Source organism: Mycobacterium sp. NGS64, from assembly GCF_059812245.1.
The window spans coordinates 226,961-248,020 of record NZ_JCALCI010000002.1; the positions used below are offsets into that span (position 1 = coordinate 226,961).

13 protein-coding genes, 1 tRNA gene and 1 pseudogene are annotated in these 21,060 nt (G+C 67.3%); 6 read left to right on the forward strand and 9 right to left on the reverse strand.

Features of this window, described 5'->3' with window-relative positions; genetic code table 11:
* Positions 1–31: 31 nt before the first annotated feature.
* The gene (locus AC5Y4S_RS09385; protein ID WP_500032343.1) at positions 32–1,270 is read left to right on the forward strand and encodes a GNAT family N-acetyltransferase; all 1,239 of its coding nucleotides are present in this window, start codon (positions 32–34) and stop codon (positions 1,268–1,270) included.
* 145 nt (positions 1,271–1,415) lie between these two features.
* Positions 1,416–1,488: transfer RNA gene (locus AC5Y4S_RS09390), tRNA-Lys, on the forward strand.
* 28 nt (positions 1,489–1,516) lie between these two features.
* On the opposite strand, the gene AC5Y4S_RS09395 is transcribed toward AC5Y4S_RS09390, so the two are convergent.
* Both AC5Y4S_RS09395 and AC5Y4S_RS09400 read right to left on the reverse strand, forming a co-directional pair.
* Positions 1,517–4,474: an MMPL/RND family transporter gene (locus tag AC5Y4S_RS09395; RefSeq protein WP_500032344.1), complete on the reverse strand. Its 2,958-nt coding sequence runs from the start codon at positions 4,472–4,474 to the stop codon at positions 1,517–1,519.
* Complete coding sequence (locus AC5Y4S_RS09400; protein WP_500033277.1) at positions 4,471–4,893, reverse strand: MmpS family transport accessory protein; 423 nt, start codon at positions 4,891–4,893, stop codon at positions 4,471–4,473. The genes AC5Y4S_RS09395 and AC5Y4S_RS09400 overlap by 4 nt, the downstream gene beginning before the upstream one ends.
* Positions 4,894–5,409: 516 nt before the next feature.
* On the opposite strand from AC5Y4S_RS09400, the gene AC5Y4S_RS09405 reads away from it, so the two are divergent.
* Positions 5,410–5,628, forward strand: coding sequence for a ferric uptake regulation protein (locus tag AC5Y4S_RS09405; RefSeq protein ID WP_081665087.1), 219 nt, complete (start codon positions 5,410–5,412; stop codon positions 5,626–5,628).
* A 43-nt stretch (positions 5,629–5,671) separates the two neighbouring features.
* On the opposite strand, the gene AC5Y4S_RS09410 is transcribed toward AC5Y4S_RS09405, so the two are convergent.
* Entirely contained in the window at positions 5,672–5,899 is a 228-nt protein-coding gene (locus tag AC5Y4S_RS09410) for a DUF3618 domain-containing protein (protein ID WP_068110985.1), read from the reverse strand.
* 104 nt (positions 5,900–6,003) lie between these two features.
* Here AC5Y4S_RS09410 and bcp point away from each other — a divergent pair, with 104 nt between their 5' ends.
* Positions 6,004–6,483: a thioredoxin-dependent thiol peroxidase gene (bcp, locus tag AC5Y4S_RS09415; RefSeq protein ID WP_068110988.1), complete on the forward strand. Its 480-nt coding sequence runs from the start codon at positions 6,004–6,006 to the stop codon at positions 6,481–6,483.
* Positions 6,484–6,510: 27 nt separating this feature from the next.
* Here the strand turns inward: bcp and AC5Y4S_RS09420 are convergent, their stop codons facing one another.
* Positions 6,511–6,663 carry a hypothetical protein gene (locus AC5Y4S_RS09420; RefSeq protein WP_500032345.1) on the reverse strand — a complete coding sequence of 51 codons (153 nt, stop codon included), beginning with the start codon at positions 6,661–6,663 and terminating at the stop codon, positions 6,511–6,513.
* Positions 6,664–6,824: 161 nt separating this feature from the next.
* Here AC5Y4S_RS09420 and AC5Y4S_RS09425 point away from each other — a divergent pair, with 161 nt between their 5' ends.
* Complete coding sequence (locus tag AC5Y4S_RS09425) at positions 6,825–7,358, forward strand: DUF3060 domain-containing protein (RefSeq protein WP_500032346.1); 534 nt, start codon at positions 6,825–6,827, stop codon at positions 7,356–7,358.
* 3 nt (positions 7,359–7,361) lie between these two features.
* On the opposite strand, the gene AC5Y4S_RS09430 is transcribed toward AC5Y4S_RS09425, so the two are convergent.
* The 5 genes from AC5Y4S_RS09430 to AC5Y4S_RS09450 all read right to left on the reverse strand — a co-directional run bounded on the left by AC5Y4S_RS09430 (position 7,362) and on the right by AC5Y4S_RS09450 (position 20,567).
* A complete protein-coding gene (locus tag AC5Y4S_RS09430; protein ID WP_500032347.1) occupies positions 7,362–8,756 on the reverse strand; it encodes a dipeptidase in 1,395 nt (464 codons plus the stop codon).
* Positions 8,753–9,145, reverse strand: coding sequence for a holo-ACP synthase AcpS (acpS, locus tag AC5Y4S_RS09435; protein ID WP_066928483.1), 393 nt, complete (start codon positions 9,143–9,145; stop codon positions 8,753–8,755). Before acpS ends, AC5Y4S_RS09430 begins: the two co-directional genes overlap by 4 nt.
* Before the next feature lie 28 nt (positions 9,146–9,173).
* Positions 9,174–18,410, reverse strand: coding sequence for a fatty acid synthase subunit beta domain-containing protein (locus tag AC5Y4S_RS09440; RefSeq protein WP_500032348.1), 9,237 nt, complete (start codon positions 18,408–18,410; stop codon positions 9,174–9,176).
* Between the two features lie 495 nt (positions 18,411–18,905).
* The gene (locus tag AC5Y4S_RS09445) at positions 18,906–19,625 is read right to left on the reverse strand and encodes a DUF1906 domain-containing protein (RefSeq protein WP_500032349.1); all 720 of its coding nucleotides are present in this window, start codon (positions 19,623–19,625) and stop codon (positions 18,906–18,908) included.
* Between the two features lie 69 nt (positions 19,626–19,694).
* Entirely contained in the window at positions 19,695–20,567 is an 873-nt protein-coding gene (locus tag AC5Y4S_RS09450; protein WP_500032350.1) for a MerR family transcriptional regulator, read from the reverse strand.
* Positions 20,568–20,607: 40 nt separating this feature from the next.
* Here AC5Y4S_RS09450 and AC5Y4S_RS09455 point away from each other — a divergent pair.
* A pseudogene (locus AC5Y4S_RS09455) lies at positions 20,608–21,018 on the forward strand (aromatic ring-hydroxylating oxygenase subunit alpha); the annotation flags it as partial.
* Between the last annotated feature and the right edge of the window lie 42 nt (positions 21,019–21,060).

Below are 21,060 nucleotides of genomic sequence, written 5' to 3' on the forward strand. Positions count from 1 at the left end.
TCGGCTGGGCTAGAAGCGGATTGGATCACCGATGAACACGACCGACGACGCGATCATAATTAGGCATCCGACCGAAAATGACTGGCAGGCGGTCTATGAGAACCAGGCTCGCACTTTTGGGGATCCGGTGGACCCGCGCGCCGTGGAAGCCTGGAAACGCCGCGTCGAGCTCGAGGACATCCTGGTGGCCGAGGATGTCTCGGACCCCGAGCATCCGACCCTGGTGGGAACATCGATCATCTATCGCGCCCGGCTCACCGTGCCGGGTGGCGGCAGCCTGCGCGCCGCGTGGCTGACCATGATTGCGGTCGCGTCGACGCACCAGGGAACGGGAATCTGGGCGCAGCTCAGCGCGCAGGGGCTGGGAAAGCTGCTCGAGCGCGGTTACCCGATCGTCTGCGGAGTGCCCACCCAGACCGCGATGTACGACGGTTTCGGCGCCGGTGTGGCGAGCTACGCCCACTGCTACTCCATCGACCGCCGCTTCGCGAAGCTTCGACACGCGCCGAACGGCAACCGGGCGCGCGAGGTCAACGTCGCGGAGGCGAAGGAACTCTTGCCCGAAATCTACGAACGGTGGTGCGCGGTCACGAACGGCGCGGTGGAGCGCGACGACGCATGGTGGGCCGACTTTTTGGAGGACAGGCCCACCCAGCGGGGCAACGGGTCAGCGCTGAACTTCACCGTTCACCCGGACGGCTTCCTGGCATATCGCGTGGTCGGTGCGGGCAAACATGCCTTCCGGCCGCCGTTCGGCTCCGTGCTCGTCGAAGACTTCTGCCCCATCACGGACGAAGCCCACACCGAGCTGCTGCAGACGCTGTTGGTGTTGGAGATGTTCGACAACATCGAGATCGACGTGCCGGTCGATGATCCGCTTCGGCTCAAACTGCGCGACCAGCGCACCGCCCAAACCACGGGGATGAGCGATTTCCTGTGGGTGCGGATCAACGACGTGCCCGAAGTGCTTGGCGCACGCGAGTACTCCGCCGACACCGACCTCGTGCTGGAAGTCACAGACCCGCTCAACCTCGCCGGCGGAAGATTCCAGCTGCAGACCCGTGACGGCGCCGCCAAATGCACGCCGCACGAGGGGCCGGCGGACGTCGAAATCGGCCTGGCCGAATTGTCGACCATCTACATGGGGGCGCATCGCGCCTCCGAACTGGTGCGAGCCGACCGCGTCACCGAACTGCGTCCGGGTGCGATCCGCGAACTGGATGCGGCGTTCAGCACCGAGCGGGCGCCCTATTGCGGGACGCTATTTTGATAGTTCTTGGCGAACAAGACCTTTCCTACGCCACCGGGCAGGGCACCCCCGCCTCGCGACTCAACCGCTATCCTGGGGGACATCGGGATTTCGCTTGGCGGCAGGACGCCTGTTATTGTCGCCTACGCGGTCTCGGCCGTACACGGCGCCGTTAGCTCAGTTGGTAGAGCAGCTGACTCTTAATCAGCGGGTCCGGGGTTCGAAACCCTGACGGCGCACTTTGACCGGACGCGTCTGGGCGACGCCTCAACCTGCAACCGGCGTGCTGTCCCGGTCGCTACTCTGCACATCCGCGTGCCGCGGCTGGTACAGCAGTGCGCGAACCAGCGGGCGCGGCCCGACGGACCGCAGCATCTGGCTGGCCGGGCGGACGCGTACCCGTTTTGGCCACCAGAACCAGCGTCCCATCACCGTCATGATCGACGGCGTGATGAGCGATCGCACGACGAAGGTGTCGAACATCAGGCCGAGCCCGATCGTGGTGCCGAACTGGCCGATCGCCCGGAGGTCGCTGGTGATCATCGTGGCCATGGTGACGGCGAACACCAGACCGGCTGCGGTCACCACCGGGCCGGTGAGACCCATGCCGCGGATGAGACCCGTTTTCAGGCCCGCTCCGATCTCCTCCTCGATTCGCGACACCAGCATCAGGTTGTAGTCCGACCCCACCGCCAAGAGCACGATCAACGCGAATTCGGTTGCCACCCAGTGCAACTCGAAATTAAGGAGGTGCTGCCAGATGAGTGTCGAGAATCCGAAGGCGGCCCCCAGCGACAGCACGATCGTGCCGACGATGACGCCCGCAGCGACCAAAGCGCGGGTGACGATCACCATGATGATGAAGATGAGCACAATTGAGGCGACCCCGGCGATCATCAGGTCGAACTTTGCGCCGTGGGCGATGTCGTTGAACGTCGCCGCAGTGCCGCCGAGGTAGATGTCGGCGTTCTGCAGCGAGGTGAGTTTGATCGCCTCCTTGGCCGCCTGGCGCTCCTGCTCGACCGACGCGATTCCCTTCGTCGTCGCCGGATCCACGGCGTGGGTGATGATGAACCGGGCAGCCTTGCCGTCCGGCGACACCATCAAGCTCAACCCCAACTGGAAGTCCGGGTTCTTGAAGATCTCGGGCGGCAGGTAGAACAGGCTCTCGATCTGAGAGTCGTTGAAGGACTTGCCCATTACGGCATTCGTGTCGGTCAGCCGATCGAATTGATCGACCAGGTTGTCGAACGTGCTGTAAATGGTCAGTGTCGTGTCGCGGATCGCCTTACTGACGGCAATATTCTCGGGAATGATCGCCAGCAGCTCGCGCGTGGCCTTAGCCGTGTCGGAGAGATCGCTCGTGAGGGCGTGGAACTTTTCGGCCAGCTGATCGAATCCGTCCAGTGCGTCGAAGAGCGATCGCAGCGACCAGCAGATCGGGATGTCGTAGCAGTGCTTCTCCCAGTAGAAGTAACTGCGAATCGGTCTCCAGAAGTCGTCGAAATCAGCGATGTGGTCCCGGATCTCGTCGGTGATCGCCGCTGTCTCCCCCGTGGTTTTCGAGCTGTCCTCCGCGGCGGCCGCAAGCTTCTTGGTCACCTCGTACTGGCGCTCCAACAGGGCGATCTGAGTGTCGAGGAAACCGGTGATCTTCTTGATGTCGGCGACGCGGTCCTTGAGGTAGTTCAGGTTGCTGCGGATCGGCGCGGTTTGCACGCTGAGCTGGAACGGGACGGACCCATCCTGGATTGGCGGCCCCAGCGGTCTGGTGATGCTCTGCACCCGTTCGATGCCGGGCACCCGGAAGATGGCTCCGGCAATCTTGTCCAGGACCAGCATGTCGGTGGGGTTACGCAGATCGTGGTCCGATTCGATCATCAGCAGGTCCGGATTCAGGCGGGCCTGGGTGAAGTGACGATCGGCCGCGTCGTACGCCTGCACTGAGGAAGCGCTCTTGGGCAGGTAGTACAGGTCGTTATAGCGCGGGTTGAAGCCCATCAGCCCGATGGCGCCGACGATCGCCAGGATGACGGAGGTAGCGAGGATGGGCGCCGGCCACCGGACGATGGCCGTCGCCAGGCGGCGCCACCGCGTGTAGTTGAACTTGCGCTTCGGGTCGAAAAGGCCGAAGCCGCTTGCGAACGCGATCAGCGCCGGCGTCAGGGTCACCCCGGCGGCCACCACGACCAGCAGACCGATTGCGCACGGGTAGGCCAGCGAATTGAAGTACGGCAGTCGAGTGAAATGCAAACAGGCCAGCGCTCCGACGATCGTCAAACCCGAGCCCAGCACCACCTTGGTGACCCCGGCGAAGGTGTCATAGTAGGAGGCTTCGCGGTCTAGTCCCCGCTCGCGACCCTCCTGGTAACGGCCCACCATGAAGATCGCGTAGTCGGTGCCGGCTGCAATCGCCAGTGCGGTCAGCAAGTTGACGGCAAACGTCGAAAGCCCCATGATGCCGGTGTCGCCCAAAAGCGCCACCACGCCTCGGCCGGTGGCCAGTCCGACGAACAGAATCACCATCGTCAACAGCACAGTGCCGATGGACCGATAGACGAACATCAGCATGATCGCGATGATGATGACGGTGATGATCGTCATCTTGAACAGACTCGCATTACCCACCACGATCGTGTCGTCGGTCAGCGCCCCCTGACCCGCGACGTAGGCCTTCACCCCCGCAGGGGGTTTCGAGTCCGCGACGATCTTGCGAACCGCGTCAACCGACTTGTCGCCGACAGCACCGCCCTGATCACCACGCAGGTTGACCTGGACGTAGGCCGACTTGTGGTCATAGCTCTCCACACCCGAGGCCGTGAACCGCTGCCCCCAGAAGTCGAGCGCATGCTCGACGTGCTTGGTGTCCTGCTTCAGTTTCTTGACCAGATCGTCGTAGTAGCGGTGGGCGTCCTGGCCGAGCGGCTGGTCACCGACGAGGGTCACCAGGACGAGGTTGTCGGAGTCGTACTCCTTGAACTTCTCCCCGATGTGCTTCATCCCGGTCACCGAGGGCGCGTCGGATGGCGAGAGCGGCACCGAGACGTCCTCGGCAACCTTCTCCAACTGCGGGACGAAGACGTTGACGCCCACCGCAATCAACAGCCAGATCACCACGATCGGCAACGCCAAAACGCGGATGGCGCGGGCTAGACGCGGCTTGTGCTCGACTTCGGCACGTTGCGCGACGGGTATCTCGTCCGTGTCGCTCGAGTTATCGGTCACGCGGATTTGTCCAAGCAGGAGACCTGCGCATCACGCGTGTTGACCTGTTGCTGATCGACCAATTTGCCGTCGACGGTGATCCGGCAGCCGATCGAGGGGCCGTCGCCCTGGGCGACGACGTAGGCGAAGATGCCGGGCATTTCCGCAACGATCGTCTGCGACCACGGCAACGTGGTGAAGTTGGCCTTCTGCGGTTGCGCGTCGGCATCCATCCAGTTGACGACGCCGGTTGTCCCGGGTGGTCCCAGGATTTCGTAGATGGCGGTCTTGGCCGCGTAGGGCGGGGTCGCGTCGCGTGGGTCGGGCTTGGGTAGGCCGGGTCCCGGGAAGACGCCGCTGAGGCGCTCCACCGCAACGCCGCCGATGACCACTGCCACGACGACGACCAGCACAACCCATGCCCGCTTGAGAAGCCTCAACACCGTCCCCTCCGACTAGGAATGTGCCACAGGCTCACCATCTAGGCATCTCGGCGCCCGCGCAATCGCTAGCCAACGCCATGACGGTCGAGTTAATTCCTGCGTGGTGCGCGGGCGCCTCGGAACCGCGCGGCAACCGCACCGCTCGTCGTACTCCCCCTGACCCAGTTCGCTGGGCGACGCCGCAACGCCACGGCGGGCTGCTCGCGCGCGGACAGCAACAAGCGACGCTAAACACAGGACACGCACGACCGTGTTGTCGGGCGAAAGGCCCTCGAGAGCGGTTGTTCGAGCCGGAGACGTGGAACAACTTGCGCTACAAGCGATTTCACTGAGGCATTGATTTATGGTGTCGACCTCCAGCCGTCGTTCTCATCGGGATGGCCGCGCGGTCGTGTCGAAAATCAGTCTCGGGCGATAGCCAATTCGCTAGCGCAAACTCGTTACAAGACGTCGATCGTTGTCACGGGTTGAAACCAGCACAGATTTAAGGCGATAGCGCGTACGCTGATCGACATGGCTACCAAGGCCAAGGTCAAGGTCTGCGTACATTGCGGCCATACGTTCGATCCGAACGATCGACGGCGTGACCTGTCCGATCCGGACTGGCTTCCGGCCGCCTCAATTTATTGTTCGCATGAATGCGCCGACCGGTTCCATTGCGATATGGGACATTGCTGCTCGACCCGCGCGAAAGAGAAGGCTCGTCGCGAAGCCGCCAAAGCGGCGCGATAAACAACGGCTCCCCAAATAAGGGACTCGCCACTTTTTGCGATGGTCAGCGATCCCTGACTCTGCGGACCACGACGATCACGACGACCGACGAGATCCCCACGAGCGAGGCGATCACCACGGGCTTTTTCACGAATTCGACCGCGCGGGCCTTGAGGTCGTCGGCGAGACGCCGGGGGTTGGCGCGCTCGGCGAGTGAGTCGACAGTGGCCGCCAGCTGGTCGCGGGCGAGGTCGATGTCGCGCTTGATGGCCTCGGGGTCCCGGTCCGCCACGTGTCTGTCCTCCAAGTCCCAGTCTTCAGGTGATACACCCGCCCGCACTACCCTAGATCAGCCGGCGATAACCCCCTCGCGCCGGTGAAGAGAAAGGACCCCCCTTGACCGAGACGACACGGCTCGCCCCGGGTGATAAGGCGCCCGCCTTCAGCCTGCCCGACGCCGACGGCAACAAGGTGTCGCTGGCCGACTACAAGGGACGCCGAGTGATCGTCTACTTCTATCCCGCCGCCTCGACGCCGGGATGCACCAAACAGGCGTGCGCCTTTCGCGACAACCTGAGCGAACTCAACGACGCCGGCCTGGACGTCGTGGGCATCTCGCCGGACAAGCCCGAGAAGCTGGCGAAGTTTCGCGACGCCGAGAAGCTCACGTTCCCGCTGCTGTCCGATCCCGACCGCAAGGTGCTGACGGCGTGGGGCGCCTACGGCGAGAAGCAGATGTACGGCAAGACGGTCACCGGGGTGATCCGGTCAACCTTCGTGGTGGACGAAAAGGGCAAAATCGCCGTCGCCCAGTACAACGTCAAGGCGGCACACACGGCGACGAATATCCCGAAGATCATCCAGCAGCTTGGCTAGGCAGCAGCAAATTTGGCCGGACCCTGATTAAACGACGCTGCACTGCTCCAGGTTGGCTTCGCCGGACCAGGTCTTGGACTGGGTATCCTTCACCGTCCCGTTGACGGTGATCGTGCACGTCGCCATCGCCAGCGAAGCCCCGACCGATAGCGCGAGGGTTGGGGCAAACAGGGACTTCATAAGTGCACCTTTCTCGCCCCCGCTCACGGGTACTTTGCGCGCGTTCGCCGGTTTCAGCAACTCGTAGAGAGCAGCCCGGTCCGGTGGCCACGCAAGGATCTCGCAAGCGTTATGGGGCAGACTGTTCGCGCGCCTAGAGAGAGACGCGTAAGGAGCCGACGATGAGGGACCGAGAAGACCCCGAGCAGTACATACGCGACCTGGAGCGCGGCGTCGGCCCGACACCCGGGACGCCGCCCCAGCCGTTCAGCACCGACTCGGGACGTGGGGCGGTACCTGGCGAGTCTTTGTGGCGGCGGTTTCCCAGCGTGGTCGAGCTGGCGAAGAATCCGCGAAAGAGATTTCTCTTGGTCTGTGGGGTCGCGGCCCTGATCGCGATCGGGTGCTACGTGGCGACTCACTACAGCAAGGACACGGTGCACGGGCACCTCATCATGATCAACGCCGGTACGACGGGCACGATCGACTGCAACAACGGAAACCTCGAGCTGGACGGGGGCAACAACACCTACACCGTCACTGGCCACTGCGTGCGGCTCGACATCCGAGGGAGCGCAAACAAAGTCACCGTCGACAGCGCCGACACCATCGGCATCATCGGCGACGACAACCTGGTGACCTACCGGGGCGGCGCGCCGACGATCAACAGGACGGGAAACAACAACATCGTCTCGCAGCGGCCGAGCAACCGCTGAAACCTAGCCCAGATTGTCCAGGAGGAGCGCCTCCGCGATCGCCGCGCGCTCCAGCACTCCCAGGTGCACGCTCTCGTTGACGCTGTGCGCCTGGGTCGCCGGGTCTTCGACGCCGGTGACGAGGATCTTCGCCTTCGGGAACGCGGCGGCGAACTCGGCGATGAACGGGATCGAGCCGCCCATGCCCATATCGATCGGCTCGGCGCCCCAGGCCTGCCGGAAGGCCGCCCGCGCGGCGTCGTACACCGGGCCGCTGGCGTCGATGGCGTAGGGCTCGCCCTTGTCGCCGCGCGTGACGCTGACCCGCGCCCCCCACGGGGCGTGCCGCTGCAGATGCGCGGTCAATGCGTCCAGGTGCGCCTCGGCGTCGCCGCCGGGAGCTATCCGCATGCTGACCTTGGCCCGGGCTCGCGGGATGAGCGTATTCGACGCTGCCGCAACGGGTGTGGTGTCGATGCCGATCACCGTGATCGCCGGTTTCGCCCAGAGTCGCTGGGGCACCGAACCCGAGCCGATCTCGGACACCCCGTCCAGCACACCGGAATCGGCGCGGACCCGCTCGGGCGGATAGTCGGGGTAATTCAGTGAGCTGATGTCGGTTTCGTGCAGGCCGGCCACGGCGACGTTGCCGTCGTCGTCGTGCAGACTGGCCAGCAGCCGCACCAGGGCACTCAGCGCGTCGGGAACCACACCGCCCCACAGGCCGGAGTGCAGCCCGTGGTCGAGCGTGGCGACCTCGACCACGCAGTCGACCAGCCCGCGCAACGAAACGGTCAGCGCGGGTGTGTCCGTGCTCCAGTTGTCCGAGTCCGCGATCACGATCACGTCGGCGGCCAGCGCGTCGCGGTGCGCGGCGAGCAATCGACCCAGCGACGGCGAGCCGGACTCCTCCTCGCCCTCGACGAAGACCGTCACGCCGACCGGCGGCTGGCCGCCATGGGCCCGAAACGCCGCCAAATGTGTTGCGACACCGGCCTTGTCGTCGGCGCTGCCACGGCCGTACAGCCGCCCGTCGCGTTCCGTCGGCTCGAAGGGCGGCGACGCCCACTGGCTGTGGTCACCTTCGGGCTGCACGTCGTGGTGGGCGTACAGCAACACGGTGGGCGCTCCTGGCGGCGCCGGATGCCGCGCGATGACGGCCGGCGCCCCGCCCTCGCTGACAATGCGCACGTCGCCAAAACCGGCCTGCGACAACAGGTCCGCCACGGCCTGTGCGCTGCGGTGCACCTCGTCGCGGCGGGCCGGGTCGGCCCACACCGATTGGATCCGCACCAGGTCCTCGAGGTCGCGGCGCACAGACGGCAACACCTCGCGGACGCGCTCCGTTATCTCGCGAGCAGACGCAGAATCGTGTTGATCGGCAGGAATTCCTGCGATTCTATGTCTGCTGGCGCTCAAGGAGTCTCCAGGATCGCGACCGCGGCGGCGGTGTCCCCTTCGTGCGTCAGCGACACATGGATCGTCACGTCGGCCAGATGCTTGGCGATGTCCCCGGTCAGCCGCACCCGGGGTCGGCCCCACATGTCGGTGACCACCTCGATGTCGCGGTGGATGTCCTCGGGCAACACGGGCCGCTGCGCGAACCGCGACACCGACCACGCCTTGATCACCGCTTCCTTCGCCGCCCAGCGGGCCGCCAGGTGACGCGCCGCCGACGAGCTCTTGTCCGAGGCGTCGCGCCGCTCGCCCGGCGTGAACGTTTCGGAGAAAGCCGTTCCCGGTTGGTCTACCTGCTCGGCGAAATCAGGGATGGAGACGAGATCGATCCCCACACCGACAATGCCCATGGCTGGCCAGGCTAACCGATAACCGAAGTCACCCGACGTAGGCCTCGTCCTCGCCCAGGCGGGCGGCCGGATTCAGCAGCATCGCCGCCTCCTGCCGCTTCTCCGGCGCGTCATGGTCGAAGCGACGGTCCGGGGGCCGCTGATACATCGGCGGGCCGCCGGCGATGGCCGACACCAGTCGGCGCTGACCGGCCAGCAGGCGCGCGTCCGCACGCCGCTGATAGTCGGCGCGCTGATCCGGGTCCAGCGCCGCGATGAACGCCTGCGGGTGTACCAGCGCGACGAGCCCGGACACGTGGCCGAACCCGAGGCTGGTCAGCATCCCCGCCTTGAGCGGGAATTTCTCACCCAGCCGCAGCGTCTCGCGCACCCACACGAAGTGCGAGGAGCCCGCCAGTTCGTCGTCGACGCAGTCCAGGCTGCGGTTGGGCGGGATGACACCGTCGCGCAGCATCTGGCATAGGCCCATCGTCTGGAAGACCGCGGCACCACCCTTGGCGTGGCCGGTGAGGCTCTTCTGCGACACCACGAACAACGGGGCGCCCGGCGAGCGGCCCAGCGAGTCGGCCAGCCGCTCATGCAGCTCGGTCTCGTTGGGATCGTTGGCCAGCGTCGACGTGTCGTGCTTGGAGATTACGGCGATGTCGTCGGCGCCCACACCCAGCTTGGCCAGCGCCCGCGCCAGCGGCGAGTCCTTGCCGCCCCGGCCCGCGCCCAGCGCACCCAGGCCCGGGGCCGGGATCGAGGTGTGCACGCCGTCGCCGAACGACTGCGCGAACGCGACCACCGCGAGCACCGGCAGGCCCATCTTCAGCGCCAGGTCACCGCGCGCCAGCAGAATCGTGCCGCCACCCTGTGCCTCGACGAAGCCCAGCCGGCGCCGGTCGTTGGGCCGGGAGAACTTCGAGTCGTGGATTCCCCGGCCGCGCATCATGCCGGTGTCCGCGGTGGCGGCCATGTCGCCGAAGCCGATGATGCCCTCGAGCGTCAGGTCGTCGATGCCGCCGGCCACCACCATCTCGGCCTTGCCCAGCCGGATCTTGTCGAGGCCCTCCTCCATCGACACGGCGGCGGTCGCACAGGCGGCGACGGGGTGGATCATCGCGCCGTAGCTGCCGATGTAGGACTGAACCACGTGTGCGGCAACGATATTCGGCAGCACCTCCTGGAAGATGTCGTTCGGCTTGTTACGGCCCAACAGGTTCCCGTGGTACATCGTCTGCATCGACGTGCCACCACCCATGCCGGTACCCATGGTGTTGGCCACCATGCTCGGGTGCACGTAGCGCATCACCTCGGCCGGGCTGAAGCCGGCCGACAGGAACGCGTCGACGGTCGCCACGATGTTCCACACGGCAAGCCGGTCAATGGAACTCGCCATGTCGGGGCTAATGCCCCACACCGTCGGGTCGAAGCCGGTCGGCACCTGACCGCCGACGACGCGGGACAGCTTGGTCTTGCGCGGCACTCGGATCTCGGTGCCCGCCTTGCGGATCACCTGCCAGTCACTCGAGTCGGGCACCGGCCGGATGATCGTGTGCTCCGGGTCGAACTCGACGAACGCGCGCGCGTCGGCCTCCGAGGACACCACGAACGCGAAATCCTTGTCCAGGAACACCGACACCAGCAGCGGGGACGCGTGGTCGGGGTCGATCGCGCCGTCGTCGACGAACTCGCGAATCCCACAGCGTTCCACCACCGTGTCGTGGTAGCGCTCGACCAGCTCGGATTCGTCGACCAGGTCGCCGGATTCGGTGTCGTACCAACCGGGTTGGGGGTCGTCTTCCCAGCGGATCAGCCCGGTGGTCCACGCCAGCTCGAGGACACCGGCGGCCGACAGCTCGTTGTCGACCTCCATCTCGAACCGGGTGCGCGACGAACCGTACGGTCCGAGCTCGGCGCCGCCGACGATCACCACCAGGTCGGCCGGGTCGACGTCCAGGTCGGCCCATTCCGGCGGTGGCGCGGGGCGGTAGCCGCGCGGCGGGGACGGCAGCGCGCGAATGGTGCCCGCGGCCGCGTCATCGTCGTCCTCGCCGGCGGCCTCGGTCGACATCTCCTCGCGCGCCTTGGCGGCGAGTTCGGCCATGTCGAGGTTGGCGTCGGCGAGCCCGCCGGTCAGGTCGGCCTCGATCGGCTTACTGGCCGCGGCCACCTTGGACTCCACATCGCACAGGCCGAGCAGCATCGCGGCCATCTCGTCGGTGGAGTAGGTGGTGACGCCGGCCTCCTCGACCGCGCTGACGATCGCGTCGTTGTGGCCCATCAGCCCGGTGCCGCGAGTCCAGCCAATCAGCGCGTGCGCCAAGCTGACTCGGGCCGCCCATGACGACTCCGCGTGCCAGCGGCTCACCAGCGCGTCCAGCGCCGACTTGGCCTCGCCGTACGCGCCGTCGCCGCCGAACATGCCGCGGTTGGGCGATCCCGGCAGCACCACGTGCAACCGCGACGCGATGTCGCGCTCGGCGCCGATCTTCGACAGGCCGCCGATCAACCGCTGCACGGCCCACAGCAGGACCTTCATTTCCATCTCGGAGCGCGAGCCGGCCTCGGACAGGTCGCCGGCGACGCGCGGGGCCGCGAACGGGAACAACAGCGTCGGGGTCTGCGCATCCTTGATGTGAATGGATTGCGGCCCAAGGCTTTCGGTCTGCTCGGTGCCGACCCACTCGACCAGGGCGTCGATATCGGAGTAGGACGCCATGTTGGCCGCCACCACCCACAGGGCGGCACCGTAACGGGCGTGGTCACGGTAGAGCCCGCGGTAGAACGCGAGCCGTTCGTCGTCGAGCTTGGACGTCGTCGCGATGACGGTGGCGCCGCCGTCGAGCAGCCGCGCGACCACCGAGGCCGCGATCGAGCCCTTGGACGCGCCCGTCACCACCGCGACCTCGCTGCTGGACGGACCCGGCAGCGGGTTCTCGGCGCCGGCGGCGATGCGGCCGTACAGCGACGCGTGGATCTGGCGGCCGGCGGCCAGCGACTTGCCCTGCCACCAGGTGGCCTGGGTGGCGACGACGTGGCCCGCGCCCTCGAACCGCTCGGACAGCCGCATCCAGTCGGCGTCGATGTCGCCCTCGTCGGTCAGCCAGAGCTTGACCAGGTCCTCGCGGGCGCTGGCCCAGCGGTCGTCGAACACGACGGCCTTCTTGGCGTCGAACACCGGAGCCACCAAACGTGGCCAGTCCGCGCCCAATTCGGCGGTGACCAAGTCGATGAGCTCGGCATCGGTGGCCGCCGGCGACACGCTCACCGGGTCGTCGAGGCCCAGCTGGCCCAGCACCAGGCGGGCCGCCGAGGCCAGCACGCCGTCGCGACCGGTGATCTGGTCGGTGAATTCGGAGAGCGCGGCCGCGTCGATGGTCGCGCCGCCACCACCGCCAGCCGAGGGCAGCGCCACCGAAATGCCGTGCCGCGCGGCGACCGACATGACGGCCGCGTCGATGACCTTGTCGACGGAGGCGGCATCGGCCAGCGCACCCTCGTGCAGGTGGCCCATCGCGCCGCCACGAACACTGGTGCCCTCGCGGGTGCCCAGAGCCACTTCCACCGTGACGTGCTTGGCCCAACCCTCGCCCAGCTCCCAGGTCTTCTTGACCCGCTCGGCGATCGCGGCCGGCCGCTTGCCCGACGGCCCAAGCACCGTGCGCAGTTGGTCGTTGATCGCGTCGGAAAGCACCGGGCCGTAAGGCTTGTAGGTGCGCGCCAGCTTGGTCACCTGCGCGCGCAGACCGGCCAGATCGGCCTCGGCGGCGCCGTCGATGGCCCCCAGGTTCAGCTCCGAACCCAGGTCCACCAGCAGCTGGTTGCGCCGCGACGACGCGCCGTCGGTGATGGACTCGATGGAGTCCAGTTGTTCGATCTGGTCGATGCGCATCTTGGCCGACAGCGCGATGAGCGCCAGGGTGGCGTCGGCGGCGTCGAACGTGATGTCGTCCGGCCGAGCTGCCCCCGACGGCGCGGCCGGTGCGGAAACCGGTGCGGCGGCGTCGGTTTCCGGCACCGCCGCGTCCGCGGTGGCCGCCGTGGAATCGTCGACCTCGTCCTCGGGCTCCGGCTCCGGGTCGGTGTCGGTGGCGAACAGCACGGCGGCGTCACGCTCGGCGTTGAGGACTTCGACGGTGCTGTGCGCGTATTCGGGCAGCTTGAGCGTGTTGGTCGCGAGGCCGGCGACGGTCGGCGCCGACTTGACACCGATCTCGACGAACCGCTCCACACCGAGACCGCCCGCGGCCTCCTCGGTGAACAGCAGGTCCTGGGTCTCGATCCAGCGCACCGGGCTGGCGAACTGCCAGGCCAGCAGCTCGATCAACACCTTGCGGGCCAGCTCGGCCGGCCGCTCACGACGCCAGGTGTCGTAGTCGGCGAGGATCTCGTCGAGCGGCTCGGCGGGCACCAAATCCCTGATCTCCTGGACGAAGTCGCGATCGAGGGTGAACGGTCGCGGCACCAGGTTCGGGATGTAGCGGCCGATGATGATGTCGGGATCCTTGTCACGCGGCATGACCCGCTCCAGCGCGCGCCGGAAGTCGGCCACGCCGACCCGCAATACCCGCGAGTGGAAAGGCACGTCGATGCCCGGCACCAGGATGAACGAGCGCCGGCCGCCCGTGAGCTCACGCCGACGCTCGACCTCGGCCTCCAGTGCCTCCAGGCCGCGCACGGTGCCGGCGATCGCGTACTGCGAGCCACGCAGATTGAAGTTCACGATCTCGAGGAATTCACCCGTGCTCTCGGCGATCCCGGCGACGAACGCCGGAACCTCCTCGTCGGGCAGGTCGATCTGCGAGGGCCGGATCGCCGCGAGTCGGTAGTTGGAGCGGCCCAGCTCGTCGCGCGGCACGATGTCGTGCATCTTCGACCCGCGGTGAAACACCATCTCCAGCAAGGCTTCCAGCTCATAGATGCCGGTCACGCAGGCCAGCGCGGTGTATTCACCGACGGAGTGGCCGCACGCGATGGCGCCTTCGACGAAGGCACCCTGCTCACGCATCTCGGCAACCTGTGCGGCGGCCACGGTCGCCATCGCGACCTGGGTGAACTGCGTCAGGTACAGCACACCCTCAGGGTGGTTGTAGTGCACGCCGCTGGCGATGATGCTGGTCGGGTTGTCGCGCACCACATGCAGCACCGAGAAACCCAGCGTGTCGCGGGTGAACTTGTCGGCGGCGTCCCACACCTTGCGCGCCGCCTTGGACCGGGCCCGGACCTCCATGCCCATGCCCTTGTGCTGGATGCCCTGCCCGGGGAACGCGTAGACGGTCCTCGGGGAGCCCAGCCGCGCGGTGGCCGACATCACCAGGTCTGAACCGACCCGAGCGGCTACCTCCAAAACCTCGGCGCCCCGGTCGATTCCGACGCGATCCACCCGGAAATCGACCTCGTCACCGGGGCGCACCATGCCCAGGAAACGCGCCGTCCAGCCGACCAGCCGAGCGGGCGGGCGGGCCTTGCCGTCGGTCGCGGTCGCCGCGTGCTGCGCCGCAGCCGACAGCCACATGCCGTGCACGATCGGCGATTCCAGTCCGGCTAGCAGCGCGGCGGCCCGATCGGTGTGAATCGGGTTGTGGTCACCGGACACCACCGCGAACGGGCGCATGTCCACCGGCGCCGTCAGCGTGACGTCGCGACGGCGACGACGCGGCGTGTCGGTCGCATTCTCCGACACCGCCCCGCCGGCCCGGACCGGGTCGGTGAGGTCTGCCGCGCCGGTGCGCCCGAGGATCGCGAAACGCTCCGCGAGCGTGGCGATTACCGCGCCGTCGGCGTCCGAAATAGACACCGTGACCGGGACCACCCGGCCCATGTCCGTGTCGAGGGCGCCCGAAGCCGTTGCGGTGACGGTCAATTGGGCCCGCACCGTCGGGAGCGTGCCGACCACGTGGGCGGCGTGGTCAAGGTGCACCAGGCTCAGCAGGCCCTCGACCACCGGGACACCGGAATCGGTGACCGCCGAGCCGATGGCCGCGAAAACGGCGGGCCAGCAAGGGCCGACGAGCGCGTCGGGCACGGTGGTGAGGCTCGGCGCCAGCGGCTCGCCGAAGACGGCTGTGACGCCGGTGTGATCGGCAACCCGCTCGGGATCCCAGTCCACCGTCAGGGTGGCCGTCCCGTTGGTGACCGGGGGCAGGAGGTCCGGCCCGTCGACGCCCGCGGCGATCGCCAGGACCGCGCGCATGGCGGCGGTGGCGTCCTCGGTGGACACCACCGGTGTGCCGCCGTCAATGGTGTTGGCGGGCAATTGGAATGGGATGTCGACCCACGCGCCCGACACGGGCACGCTCAGCACGACGCCCTCGCCGTTGACCTCGAGCCGCGCCCCGGTGGAGGAGTGGGTGGCACGCTGGCTTTCCGGTCCTCCAGAGCCTGGGTGCACCAGCCAGTCGTTCGGGTCGGCGATCCGATGAACAGGGTTGGTCGTGGTGCGGCCGGCCCACTGCACGTCGGGCGCGTCGAGCACGACGGCCAGCGGTCCCGTCACGTCCGCGCGGCCGCGCCGGCGCGACGTGACCGGCCGGGGCTCCGCACCCGCGGCCAGCGTTTCATCTATGGCAGCCTGCTCGAAGCGGTCCAGGAGCTCGCCGACGGGCTCGTCCATCCGGGTGATGCCGGCCACCGCCGCGGTGCCCGGGATGATGCACACCTGGTCGGCGTCGTAACGGGCGTCATGGGCCTGCCACAGCGAGTCGCTGCGCCACCAGCGCCGCACGTCCTTGTCGATGACCGGCACGAAGTTGACCGGCTTGCCCAGGGTCTTGCACAGCGTGACGAAGAACGGCACATCGGCCGGGTGCAGCTGCACGGTTTCGGCGTCCGGGTAGCGGGCGATCAGCAGCTCGATCGCCGCCTCGGGGTTCTCGAGCAGCTCGCTGTCGGCGAAGGCCGTCTCGATCGGCCCAAAATCCTTTGGGTGCAAACGCGCTTCGGCGCGCTGCAGCATCTGCTGGAAACGGTCGCGCCAGGTGTCGGCCAGCCAGGGGCTGCCGGGGGACGCGGTGTCGGCGGTCGAATCGCCGTCGCCGATGGCCAGTTCGACGTAGCGCCGCAACCACTGCAGGTAGGTCATCTCCCCCACGTCGCCGAAATACGGCTTGGCGGTGTTGGCCATCGCCGCGATGATCTCGTCGCGGCGCTCGGCGACCGCGTCGGCGTCGCCGGCGACCTCGTCGAGCAGCCGGCCGCACCGCGAGGCGCTGTTGTCGATCTCGTGGATGTCGGCGCCGAGCTGGCTACGGCTGGAAGCCATGCCGCCCTGGGCTTTTCCGGCGCTGATCCACTGGTCGGTGCCGGTGGTTTCGACCAGCATCCGCTTGACCGACGGCGAGGTGGTGGATTCGAGTGTCGCCATCGCCGCGGTGCCGACAAGGATGCCGTCGATCGGCATCAACGGGAAGCCGTAGGCCTCGGCCCAGCGCCCGGACAGGTATTCGGCCGCCCGCTCGGGGGTGCCGATGCCGCCGCCGACGCAGACCGTGATGTTGGCCCGCGACCGCAGTTCCGAATAGGTCGCCAGCAGCAGGTCGTCCAGGTCCTCCCAGGAGTGGTGCCCGCCGGCGCGGCCGCCCTCGATGTGCATGATCACCGGCTTGGTGGGCACCTCGGTCGCGATGCGGATGACCGAGCGGATCTGCTCGACCGTGCCGGGCTTGAACACCACGTGGCTGATGCCGACGTCGTTGAGCTCGTCGATCAATTCGACGGCCTCCTCGAGGTCCGGGATGCCGGCGCTGATCACCAGGCCGTCGATCGCGGCGCCGGACTGGCGCGCCTTCTGCACCAGCCGCTTGCCGCCCACCTGCAGCTTCCACAGGTAGGGATCGAGGAACAGGGCGTTGAACTGGTAGGTGCGGCCGGGCTCGAGCAGTCCGGAGAGCTCCTCGATGCGGTCGGCGAAGATTTCCTCGGTGACCTGACCGCCGCCGGCCAGCTCGGCCCAGTGCCCGGCGTTGGCTGCGGCCGCGACGATCTTGGCGTCGACGGTGGTGGGGGTCATGCCCGCGAGCAGGATCGGCGAGCGTCCGGTCAGCCGGGTGAACTTCGTCGACAGCTTGACCCGGCCGTCGGGGAGGCGGACCACGCCGGGGGCGTAGGTCGACCAGGCCCGGGCGACCTCGGGGGTGGCCCCGACGGTGAAGAGGTTGCGCTGTCCGCCGCGGGTCGCCGCGGGCACGATGCCGACGCCGAGGCCGCGGATCACCGGTGCGGTCAGCCTGGTCAGGATGTCCCCGGGCCCCAGGTCGAGAATCCAGCGGGCGCCGGCTTGGTGAACGCTCGTGATCTCCTCCACCCAGTCGACGCCGTTCACCAGGATGGCCTCGGTCAGCTTCCGGGCCAGCGCGACGTCGAGGCCGACCTTCTCGGCCCAGCTCCCGACGATGTCGATGCCGTCGGCCAGCCGCGGCGTGTGGAAGCCCACCTCGACCCGGACCGGGTCGAAGACCGGCGCGAAGACGTCGCCGCCGCGGATCTTGTTCTTGCGGTCGGCCTCTTCCTTGTCGGAGATCTGCTTGCAATACAGCTCGAAGCGCGAGAGCTGCTCGGGGGTTCCGGTGATGACGACCGACCGGCGGCCGTTGCGGATGGACAGGACCGGGGGCAGCACGGTCCGCACATCCTGGGCGAACTCGTCGAGCAGCCGGCGAATGCGTTCGGGGTCGGCGTTGGTCACCGACACCATCGGCGGCCGGTCGCCCAGCACGGAGATCCCGCGCCGACGGGCGACCAGCGTCCCGGCCGCGCCGATCAGCTGGGCCAGCGCCAGTAGCTCGATGTCACGGGCGCCCGCGGCGTTGAACGCCTCGACTGCGAGCACGCCCTGCGAATGCCCGACAACGGCCACCGGCGGCGCGGCGGTCCAATCCATGCCCTGCCGGGCCAGCGCACGCGCCGCCGCGATCTGGGTGAGCAGCACGCCGGGGATCGACACCGCCGCCGACGTCAGGTGCTTGTCCGACGGGATCGGATCCTCGGCGGCCAGCGCGCGCACCCAACGCAACGGCTCGAAGCCGATCGGACGCACCACGACCAGCTCTTTGGCCACCGGCTCGAGCAGCAGTTCCACCTCGCCGACCAGCGTTGCCAGATCGGACTCGATCCCGGCCGACGACACCAGCTCCTCCAGGGTCTCCAGCCAGGCGCTGCCCTGCCCGCCGAAGGCGATGGCATACGGCTCGCCGGCCGTCAGACGGTCGACCAGAGCATGGGCGCTGTGCGGGCTGTTCCCGTCGCGGTCGGCGGACACCCGGTCGTGCTCGTGGATCGTCACCTTCTGTATCTCCCCTGCTTGCGTCTTTACATCTCGGTCATTCGGCCGGTCCCGACGGATGGGCCTGCTGCTATAACGCGATTCCCCGTCGAATCACAGCCGGAGGACGGCTGGCCGGTGTGCTGTCGCGGGCCACCCCGGTGGCGCCTTGAAGGGGCGGCGGACCGCATCGGCTCCAATAAGAGTGTCATAAGGATCAGTGCCCTTTTTGCATGTTGATCGGTTACTGGTGAGTTCTACGCACGGGTAACCGTGTCGTGGGTAACACCGGGTTTAACCGCCCGCGCGGGCGCGGCGAACAAACCTGCTGCATGCAGGTGGTTACGGTCGAGTAGCTATAACTGCGCTGATCAAAGCACGATTGTTATGTAATCGTTATGTTAAAAAAATCGGTTCGCTTGACTGCCGTTGACACCGCGTCAGTCCCGTCGGCTCGGCCCACGGCGGCCGAAAATGAGCGAACGAGTGTTTGCTGGAAGTCGGACCGCCGGGACCCTAGGCCCACTGACCGAATTGCGGTTTGAGGATCTCGTTGACGTCGACCCCCACCCCGCCGACGCTTCGTTTGTCGATCTCCACCTGATGCAGGCTCGCCGCCGGATGGGTGAAGCCCTTCGGCGAGCCCCAGTTGTGCTGCCAGAAGTACGAGCCGAGGCCATCGTGCAGCGCCCAGTCGATGGTTTTCGAATTGGCGTACACCCCGGTGCGCTCGTGCCCGATCACCGATTCCCAGGAACGCAGATACGGGACGATCAGCTGCTTGTACTGCTCGTACGACGGGTCGTCGTCGATCGACGTGTAGATCGGGGCGTTCGCCGGACCGCCGGCGGCGGCGTGCAACTGCATCCCGCGCTGCGCGTGTTGCAGCCCCGCGGCCGCCCCGCCGAGCCAGTCGGCCGTGGACCCCTTGCCGTACTGGTAGCACGAGACGATCTTGAGCCCGTTGCTGCTCAGGTCACGGGCCTCACCCACCTGGATCGGCTTGCCCAGCATCCAGTTGCCGCCCGGCCGGCGGTCGGAGACGTAGCGAATGGATCCGACCGCTCCGGCGGCCCTGATCTGGCTGGCCGGGATGACCCCCGCGGCGTAGTCCAGCAGGGCGCCCAGTGACGCTGAGGCCGGCGCGGCCCGCAACGACGCCGCCGCGACGCCCAGCCCTACCAGGCCCGGGGCCGCGGCCGCGAATTTAAGCACGTCGCGGCGCGAAACCGACACATGCCACAGGGTACGACAGGAACATCAATTGTCACGTCAACCACTTGAGCATCGGAGATCACATATGCATCACACCGGCGCATCGCCAGGCAGCACGATGACGATGATGGCCTCCAGGCCGCGGCGGGCGGTCTGCCGCGAGATCTCATCAAGGAAATGGGCGGCCGCAGGGCTTATGGATCCGGCCCAGGCGCGGAATCCCTGCACCATCACCGGGTCGTTCACCAGCAACGGTTGCACCCGCCGCAGCACGCCGACCACGTCTTCGGGCAACGGGTCGGCCACTTGCGCGTCGATCCACGTACGCGCGAGTTCTGTTGCCGCGGAATCGCTTTCGTCTAACGCAACCACGTCGTTGGCGAGTTTGCGCAGCCGGTCGAAGAGCACTTGATGCCCCGGCGTCTCGGCCAGTTGCTCCAGCAGCGTGCTGGCCGCCGGGGGCAACGCCATCTGCCCGAACAAGGCGGGAACCGGTAGCTCCCACCCGTCGAAGAGCTGGGCGTACATCTCGGTGACGGACGGGGAAAGCGGGGCGGTGAGCCTGCCGATGACGCCGATGCTGTCGCGATGCCGCGTCGCCAGCCGGCGCAGGATGTCTTCGTTGAGGCCGGACGGGCCGCTATCGGTCGCGGCATCGATCGCCGCGATCAGCTGATCGAGCCGATCGCGCTCGCGCACCAGCAAGGTGCGGTGCTCGTCGAGCAGCCCGGCCAGGGTGGTCTGCCCCCCGTCGAGCAAGCGCTGGATGTCGTTGATGCCGACGCCGAGGCTTCTCATCAGGTCGATGCGCAGCAGCTCGAGCACCTGGTCGACCTCGAAGACGCGGTAGCCGTTGCTCAGGTATTCGGCGTGCAGCAACCCGATTTTCTCGTAGTGGCGGATGCGGCCCGATGCGATTCCGGTCAGGGCCGCGACGTCGCCGATCAGCAACTGCTCAGCCACGGCTTGACCTTACAACTGTCACAAGGTCTGTACTGGGCATATGGAGCGTGACCAGCTCGTCGACCTGACGCGGCGTGCGTTGAAGCTGGCGCGTGACAAGACGACCGACCTCGCGCCGTCGCAGCATCGGGTGGACGCACGGGATTACACGTCGGTCGAGCGGCACGAACGGGATCGGGCCATGCTGCTGGCCAGTCCGCAGTTGGTCGGCTACGTCTCGGAGCTGCCGGCTCCGGGCGCGTACTGCACCAAGACGGTGATGGGTCGATCGATCCTGCTGACGCGCACGTCAGCGGGTTCGGTCAAGGCGTTCGACAACGTCTGCCTGCACCGTCAATCGCAGGTCGCAACGGGATGCGGCACGGCGAAGCGGTTCACGTGTCCCTACCACGCGTGGACGTACGACAACACGGGGCGCTTGGTGGCGCTTCCGGGACATGAGGGGTTCCCGGAGGCGTCGATCGCAAGCGCGGCGAAGCCGGGCGCTGGGGGC

Excerpts from the sequence above, each read along its gene's own strand:
- AC5Y4S_RS09405 (WP_081665087.1), top strand. The coding sequence starts at position 5,410 with ATGGCTACCAAGGCCAAGGTCAAGGTCTGCGTACATTGCGGCCATACG.
- acpS (WP_066928483.1), bottom strand. The coding sequence starts at position 9,145 with ATGGGCATTGTCGGTGTGGGGATCGATCTCGTCTCCATCCCTGATTTC.
- AC5Y4S_RS09420 (WP_500032345.1), bottom strand. The coding sequence starts at position 6,663 with ATGAAGTCCCTGTTTGCCCCAACCCTCGCGCTATCGGTCGGGGCTTCG.
- AC5Y4S_RS09425 (WP_500032346.1), top strand. The coding sequence starts at position 6,825 with ATGAGGGACCGAGAAGACCCCGAGCAGTACATACGCGACCTGGAGCGC.
- AC5Y4S_RS09385 (WP_500032343.1), top strand. The coding sequence starts at position 32 with ATGAACACGACCGACGACGCGATCATAATTAGGCATCCGACCGAAAAT.